This window comes from Staphylococcus sp. ZWU0021 (genome assembly GCF_000798895.1).
Classification (GTDB): Bacteria; Bacillota; Bacilli; order Staphylococcales; family Staphylococcaceae; genus Staphylococcus; species Staphylococcus saprophyticus.
The window spans coordinates 95,255-101,118 of the sequence record NZ_JTLN01000008.1; the positions used below are offsets into that span (position 1 = coordinate 95,255).

General features: G+C 32.4%; 6 protein-coding genes. 4 read left to right on the forward strand and 2 right to left on the reverse strand.

Annotation, left to right across the window (positions count from 1 at the left end; translation table 11 throughout):
• Positions 1-227 precede the first annotated feature (227 nt).
• From L987_RS03655 to chrA, 4 genes are read left to right on the forward strand one after another with little or no spacing between them, the layout of a single operon-like run.
• Positions 228-542, forward strand: a complete 315-nt coding sequence (locus L987_RS03655; RefSeq protein ID WP_047503031.1) for an ArsR/SmtB family transcription factor — start codon at positions 228-230, stop codon at positions 540-542.
• Positions 539-1,831: an arsenite efflux transporter membrane subunit ArsB gene (gene arsB / locus L987_RS03660; protein ID WP_078099536.1), complete on the forward strand. Its 1,293-nt coding sequence runs from the start codon at positions 539-541 to the stop codon at positions 1,829-1,831. The genes L987_RS03655 and arsB overlap by 4 nt, the downstream gene beginning before the upstream one ends.
• Before the next feature lie 17 nt (positions 1,832-1,848).
• On the forward strand, positions 1,849-2,241 hold the full coding sequence (arsC, locus tag L987_RS03665; protein ID WP_047503035.1) for an arsenate reductase (thioredoxin): 393 nt from the start codon (positions 1,849-1,851) through the stop codon (positions 2,239-2,241).
• A gap of 36 nt (positions 2,242-2,277) precedes the next feature.
• On the forward strand, positions 2,278-3,441 hold the full coding sequence (gene chrA / locus L987_RS03670; protein ID WP_047503037.1) for a chromate efflux transporter: 1,164 nt from the start codon (positions 2,278-2,280) through the stop codon (positions 3,439-3,441).
• 357 nt (positions 3,442-3,798) lie between these two features.
• On the opposite strand, the gene cstB is transcribed toward chrA, so the two are convergent.
• Together cstB and cstA are read right to left on the reverse strand one after the other, a co-directional pair.
• Positions 3,799-5,133 carry a persulfide dioxygenase-sulfurtransferase CstB gene (gene cstB / locus L987_RS03675; protein WP_047503040.1) on the reverse strand — a complete coding sequence of 445 codons (1,335 nt, stop codon included), beginning with the start codon at positions 5,131-5,133 and terminating at the stop codon, positions 3,799-3,801.
• A gap of 28 nt (positions 5,134-5,161) precedes the next feature.
• Positions 5,162-5,864: persulfide response sulfurtransferase CstA (gene cstA, locus L987_RS03680; RefSeq protein ID WP_047503042.1), on the reverse strand; the 703-nt coding region annotated here is incomplete at its 5' end.

A 5,864-nucleotide genomic window follows, 5' to 3' on the forward strand; every position in this document is an offset into this window, starting at 1 on the left:
AATTCTACGCCACAATAGCTGCATTTTATTAAAGATACTATATATTCAATCATTTTCAAAGTGAGTTACATACAATCTATTTTTTAGTTTTATTTATGATACGCTTCTGCTTATCGGGTGGTGATGAGTTTTTTTCTCATTTCCAAATTCTATAGATTCACAAGAACAAAAACATAGACTATCATCTATATAGATGATAGTCTATTAAATGTCTAGGAGGTATATTCATGTCTTATAAAGAACTATCAACAATATTAAAAGTTTTATCAGATCCAAGCAGGTTGGAAATACTGGATTTACTTTCATGTGGTGAACTATGTGCTTGTGATTTACTGGAACATTTTCAATTTTCACAGCCTACGCTAAGTCATCATATGAAGTCATTAGTCGATAAGCAATTAGTTCTTTCAAGAAAAGAAGGTAATAAACATATGTATCGACTTAATCATGAAATTTTAGATGATGTTAATCATAACTTAAATCTTATTAATACATCTAACGAACGATGTGTATGTAAAAGTATGAAACAAGGTGAGTGTTGATGACAATATTAGCAATTGTGATTTTTCTTTTAACTTTAACCTTTGTGATATGGCAACCGAAAGGTTTAAATATTGGTATTACAGCTTTAATTGGAGCTGTCGTTGCTATCATTACGGGAGTCGTAAGTTTTTCCGATGTATTAGAAGTAACAGGTATTGTTTGGAATGCGACCTTAACTTTTGTTGCAGTTATTCTTATTTCACTCATATTAGATGAAATTGGGTTCTTTGAATGGTCTGCTATACATATGGTGAGAGCATCAAAAGGTAGCGGATTGAAAATGTTTATCTTTATCATGCTATTAGGTTCAGTTGTAGCAGCCTTCTTCGCAAATGATGGTGCAGCTTTAATACTGACGCCTATTGTTTTAGCAATGGTACGTAGTCTAGGTTTTGATAAAAAAGCGATATTTCCATTTATTATTGCTAGTGGTTTTATTGCTGATACTACATCACTACCTTTAATCGTAAGTAACTTAGTTAATATCGTTTCTGCAGATTACTTTGATATTGGGTTTGTTGAGTATTTTAGTCGAATGATTATTCCTAATATATTCTCTTTAATCGCAAGTATTCTTGTCTTATGGCTTTATTTTAGAAAGTCTATCCCAGGAAAATTTGATGCAGTAAATATTAGAGAACCAAAAGAAGCGATTAAGGACAAAAAGCTTTTTAACATCTCGTGGATTGTACTCACTGTATTGCTAGTTGGTTATTTAATAAGTGAGTTTATAAATATTCCAGTATCAATTATTGCTGGTATCATTGCTTTAATATTTGTATTATTAGCACGTAAATCTAAGGCTGTTCATACGAAACAAGTAATTAAAGGTGCACCATGGAATATTGTTTTATTCTCTATTGGTATGTACCTTGTGGTATTTGGTCTAAAAAATGTGGGCATTACAACGCTTCTTGGTGATGTACTAACAAATATTTCAAGTTACGGCTTATTTAGTAGTATCATGGGCATGGGTTTTATAGCTGCATTCCTTTCATCTATTATGAACAACATGCCAACTGTTTTAATAGATGCAATAGCGATTGGTCAATCTCAAACAACAGGCATACTCAAGGAAGGTATGATTTATGCGAATGTTATCGGATCTGATTTAGGACCTAAAATAACACCCATTGGTTCGTTAGCAACACTTCTCTGGTTACATGTACTTACTCAAAAAGGTGTGAAGATTTCGTGGGGAACATACTTTAAAACCGGTATTATTATAACGATTCCAGTATTATTTATTACACTGTTAGGGTTATATCTTACACTAATTATATTTTAAGAAAAGAGGTTTTAATTATGGATAAGAAAACAATTTATTTTATATGTACAGGAAACTCTTGTCGTAGCCAAATGGCTGAAGGTTGGGGAAAGGAAGTATTGGGCAAAGATTGGAATGTCTATTCTGCTGGTATTGAAACACATGGTGTTAATCCTAAAGCAATAGAAGCTATGAAAGAAGTAGATATTGATATATCAAACCATACATCAGATTTGATTGATAGTGATATCTTAGAACAGTCAGATTTGGTCGTAACATTATGTAGTGATGCAGACGATAATTGCCCTATATTACCACCTAATGTTAAAAAAGAACACTGGGGCTTTGATGATCCAGCAGGAAAAGAATGGCCAGAATTTCAACGTGTTAGAGATGAAATTGGAAAAAGAGTTAAAGAATTTGATAGTTAAGTAAGAAATTAATCAACGAAATACAAGGAGTTTTTTATGTATAAATATATAAATATATTTTTTGTTGCATTAAAACTTGGATTACTATCATTTGGAGGACCAACCGCCCACTTAGGTTATTTTTATGATGAGTATGTTAAGAAAAGAAAATGGCTTGATGAAAAGGAATACTCAGATTTAGTAGTCCTATGCCAGTTTTTACCTGGACCTGCAAGCAGCCAAGTTGGTATAGGTATAGGTACTATTAGAGGAGGAATTCTGGGAGGAATTATTTCTTTTATTGGTTTTACACTTCCTTCTGTGATTATACTTATGGTTTTTTCAGCATTATTTATTAACAATGATTCTAGTTTAACTTGGATGCAAGGATTAAAACTAGTAGCTGTTGCCATTGTTGCCCAAGCCGTAATAGGTATGGGTAAAAAATTAACAAATACTAAAAGTACCATTACATTGGCATTATTTGTTCTTATATTATCTCTAACAATTGATAATCTTTACATTCAAGTAATCGCATTATCTATTACTGGTATATATGGTCTTATCTTTTTAAAAGAAACCTCTACAGACATAAATAATTTAAGAGTGAAGACATTTAAATTACCTAAAATGTTAGGTTTTATTTCAATTTCATTATTTTTTTTACTATTAATTGTATTACCTATAGTTAGTTCTATGACGAATAATTTATGGCTTAGAATGTTCGATAGTTTTTATAGATCTGGTTCTTTAGTGTTTGGAGGTGGTCATGTCGTATTACCTTTATTAGAAAATGAGTTTGTACCACAAGGTTTAATATCACCTGATAGCTTCATAACGGGTTATGCTGCTGCTCAAGCTGTACCTGGACCATTATTTACGTTCGCTTCATATATTGGCATGTCTATAGAAGGTATTGGAGGAGGAATTTTGGCTACTGTCGCTATATTCCTACCAGCATTTCTATTATTATTTGGAGTGTTACCATTTTGGGATGATATTAAATCTAACACTTATGCTGAAGGTTTTTTAAAAGGTATAAGCGCGGGTGTAGTCGGTATTCTTATCGCTGCATTTTATAATCCGATTTGGGCTTCAACTATTAAATCAGAATTAGACTTTGTTCTAGCTAGCTCATTATTCGTATTCCTGGTGTATTATAAATTACCTTCCTGGTCTATTGTACTAATAGGCATTATAATAGGTATAATGTTTTACTAATCTTTCTCGTTCATAATCAAAGAATAAATTTTATAAGTATAGTTATTAAAGTAACCATTATAAATTAAAATAATTGATTTCGTGTAATTATAGTACTTTATCTCAATGTAAAAGATAGTAAAAAACCATTAATTATGTAGTGAGCCCAAAAAGTAAAACTTTTTGGGCTCACTACATTTCCACTAGAAAAGGTTTTATATTAATTTTATAAATCTATTGCTATTATGACTAATTAGGAATCATATCTATATTTCTTTTAAACTTCTATTTATTCTAAATAAACTTGGTGGTATTATAATATCTGATTGTCTTACAATAACAATTTGATATGACTACTCACTTTTCCACATCTTTAAATTATTTTAATGATTCTGGGAAATCTTGATAGCCTTCTCTAATATTCACGACATTTTCATAGCCTTTGTTTTCTAATATACCCACTGCTATTGAGCTTCTAACACCTGACTGACAATGTACGTATATTTTATCCTCTTTATTAAATGGAATATTTTCATTTAATAATTTACCATGCGGAATATTGACTGCTTGATCTAAGTGCCCATTATTCCACTCTTCTTCATTACGTACGTCAAGTATATATTCTTCTTTACCAGTCATATCAACGCTATGGATGGATTGGGTTAAAATTTCTGATTTTGGTAAACGATAACCTGCTACATTATCAAAGCCAATTAATTGTAAAGTATGCGCTGCTTGTTCAACGGTAGATTTATCACCAATTAAATCTATACTATTTTCATAGTCTAAATACCAACCGATTTGGTTAATGAAGTTTTGGTTGTAAGGAATATTGATTGTACCTTCAGTATGACCACCATGAAAGGCTTCTTTACTACGAAGATCAAAGGCTATTCTTGCATTATCTAAACTAGGAAAAACGTCGTATAGTTGATACATGTTCATACCAAACTGATTAATTTTTTTCATCTGTGCAAAGTGATGGGGTGGCGCTGGTTGATTTGATGTTAATGTTTCAACAAATTTAGATTCATCTGTTACATTAAATGCCCAGTTATTAATTTTTTCGTAACCTAGCGTAGACATTGGTATGGCACCTAATGCTTTACCACAAGGACTTCCAGCACCGTGTCCAGGCCATATTTGAATATAATCTGGTAAATTTTTAACACCTTCTATAGATTGGTACATCTGTTTTGCACCAATCTCTGTAGTACCTTCCATTTGTACTGATTTTTCTAGTAAATCAGGTCTACCGATATCACCAACAAAAATAAAGTCACCACTAAATAAACCCATTGGAACACTTGAGCCGCCACCTTCATCCGTGAGTAAGAAACTAATACTCTCCGGGGTATGACCAGGTGTATGCAAGACTTCTAATTTAATATTACCTACTTGAATAATATCTTGATTTTTAACAAAATTTGTATGTTCCGGCATATTTTTATAACTTAATTGATCATCACCTTCGCCAGATACATATATATTGGCGTTTAAACGTTCTTGCACGTCCCGAATTCCAGAAGCAAAATCAGCGTGAATATGTGTTTCTGCAGCTTGTGTAATTTTAAATCCTTCGCTATCTGCAACTTCCATATATTTTGTTAAATCATGAACAGGATCAATTACTATCGCCTCTCCTGTACGTTGACAGCCAACTAAATAAGATGCTTGAGATAAATGATTATCGTAAAATTGTTTAAAAAACATGTTGAAACTCCTTTTTTAATAGATTTAATTAGATGAATAAATTATGATTCGCATTTTCTGTATCACCAATATAAGTACCTACGCCCCCGTACTCAACTTCGTCTCTGAGCTCTTCTTTCTGAATGCCCATAACATCCATACTCATCGTACAAGCGATTAATTTGATATCTTGGTCGATTGCTTGGTCAATGAGTGACGGTAAGGAATCAACATTTTTCTTTTTCATTACGTAGCGCATCATGATATTACCTAAACCAAACATATTCATTTTAGAAAGCGGCATGCGTAAAGGTGTTTTCGGCAACATCCAATCAAACATTTTTGCAATGCCTTTCTTTTTAACTTTAACTGTTTGCTCTTTTTTCAACGCGTTAAGTCCCCAAAAAGTAAAGAAAATAGTTACGTCTCTGCCTGCAGCCTTAGCGCCATTCGCAATAATCATTGCTGCCACTGCTTTATCTAACTCACCACTAAATAGTACAATTGTCGTACCTTTGGCAGTATGGTTCACTTCCAAGTCTTTTGGTTTTTCTTTTTGAATAATGGCATTAATTCCATTATTACTTTCATCCAGTTTAACTAATGTATGTCCTGTTTGTTTGACCCAGCTTTTAATGTCACTAAAGAACCCAGGATCTGTAACTGTAACCTCGATTTGCTCGCCTACTTCGATATTTTTCACTTCTTTACTGATGTTTACAATTGGACCTGGACATTGAAGACCACTATAG

Coding starts and splice junctions, on each gene's coding strand:
- L987_RS03655 (WP_047503031.1), top strand. CDS start 228: ATGTCTTATAAAGAACTATCAACAATATTAAAAGTTTTATCAGATCCA.
- arsC (WP_047503035.1), top strand. CDS start 1,849: ATGGATAAGAAAACAATTTATTTTATATGTACAGGAAACTCTTGTCGT.
- chrA (WP_047503037.1), top strand. CDS start 2,278: ATGTATAAATATATAAATATATTTTTTGTTGCATTAAAACTTGGATTA.
- cstB (WP_047503040.1), bottom strand. CDS start 5,133: ATGTTTTTTAAACAATTTTACGATAATCATTTATCTCAAGCATCTTAT.